The sequence below is a fragment of the Acidiplasma cupricumulans genome (genome assembly GCF_001402935.1).
In the GTDB taxonomy this organism is placed as follows: domain Archaea; phylum Thermoplasmatota; class Thermoplasmata; order Thermoplasmatales; family Thermoplasmataceae; genus Acidiplasma; species Acidiplasma aeolicum.
This window is the reverse complement of the sequence record NZ_LKBH01000216.1, coordinates 1-1,096: the sequence shown is the minus strand read 5'-3', so window position 1 is coordinate 1,096 and position 1,096 is coordinate 1. Positions and strand designations below refer to the sequence as shown.

At 26.6% G+C, this 1,096-nt stretch carries 3 protein-coding genes; all 3 read left to right on the top strand.

Going from position 1 to position 1,096, the window contains the following annotated elements; translation table 11 throughout:
* On the top strand, positions 1–427 hold a 427-nt coding region (locus AOG55_RS06420; protein WP_236688981.1), incomplete at its 5' end, for a nucleotidyltransferase domain-containing protein.
* Positions 424–633, top strand: a complete 210-nt coding sequence (locus tag AOG55_RS09590; protein WP_052656814.1) for a hypothetical protein — start codon at positions 424–426, stop codon at positions 631–633. The genes AOG55_RS06420 and AOG55_RS09590, both read left to right, overlap by 4 nt.
* A gap of 10 nt (positions 634–643) precedes the next feature.
* Positions 644–844 (top strand): HepT-like ribonuclease domain-containing protein, encoded by a 201-nt coding sequence (locus AOG55_RS09585; protein WP_054964383.1) that lies wholly within the window; start codon positions 644–646, stop codon positions 842–844.
* Positions 845–1,096: the final 252 nt, after the last annotated feature.

Below are 1,096 nucleotides of genomic sequence, written 5' to 3'. Positions count from 1 at the left end.
CGACGCTCTTCCGATCTTTAATATTAATTATAATTTATTTCTAATGTATACAGATCTAATCAGTAGCACTATTAATTACATTAAAAAACTGGATAAACAAAATAAAATAAAATTTATTGTTAATTATGGCTCCTATGCAAATGGCACATTCCACAACGGTTCTGATATTGATTTATGCATTTATTATGATGGAAATCAGGATGAGAGAAACAAATTTAGGTTAAATGTACTCTCAGAGATAAATGACATTTTTGATGTGCACATATTTCAGGATCTGCCACTTTATATAAGATTTAGTGTTTTGAAGGGAAAAATTCTCTATTATAAAGATAAGGATATATATGATATTTTTAGGAAAACAATAGAGGAATTTGAGGATTATAAACGCGGATATTACGATTATATAAACCTGGAGAAGATACAATGAGAAGGGATGTAATAAGGAATAAAATAGCCGAAATTGAGGAAAGTTTGGAATTAATAAGAGATAATTTACCAGATTCATTTGATGAATTCCAGAAACTTGGCATTATAAAAGATGGTATATACAAAAGGATAGAATATTCCATTGAAAATTTAATGGACATTTTTTATATAATTAATTCAGATCCTGGATCTTGGAATACCAGATGATGATTCCTCAATGATAGATAATCTATACAATAATGAAATTATAAGCTTTAGAATTAGGAATTTAATGAAAAATATGAAAGGTTTCAGGAACATTATTGTCCACAGATATGGGAAAATAGATGATGGGCTTGCATATACATTCATAAAAGATAATATTAATGATTTTGATGTTATAATAAAATGCCTGGATAATATAATGAATAAATATTAATTAAGGGAATCTTCTGGAATGGCATAAGGCCATAAATAAATACATTAATGATTTTTCATTTTATATTTTGAATTTAATAATATTACAAATGGTTATGATATTGGATAGTGATCATTAAACATAACTACATGGATGGTTGTGTACCATATTTGTGTAAATATAAATTTCCTGTTAAAAGAGACAATAATAAGTCCATAAGCATTGATGAATTGATAATCTCAATGTATTCAAATGGTATATTCTCATGGAAGA

What these genes read in the sequence shown, in the direction of transcription:
- AOG55_RS09590 (WP_052656814.1), top strand. Translation starts at nt 424, where the DNA reads ATGAGAAGGGATGTAATAAGGAATAAAATAGCCGAAATTGAGGAAAGT.
- AOG55_RS09585 (WP_054964383.1), top strand. Translation starts at nt 644, where the DNA reads ATGATAGATAATCTATACAATAATGAAATTATAAGCTTTAGAATTAGG.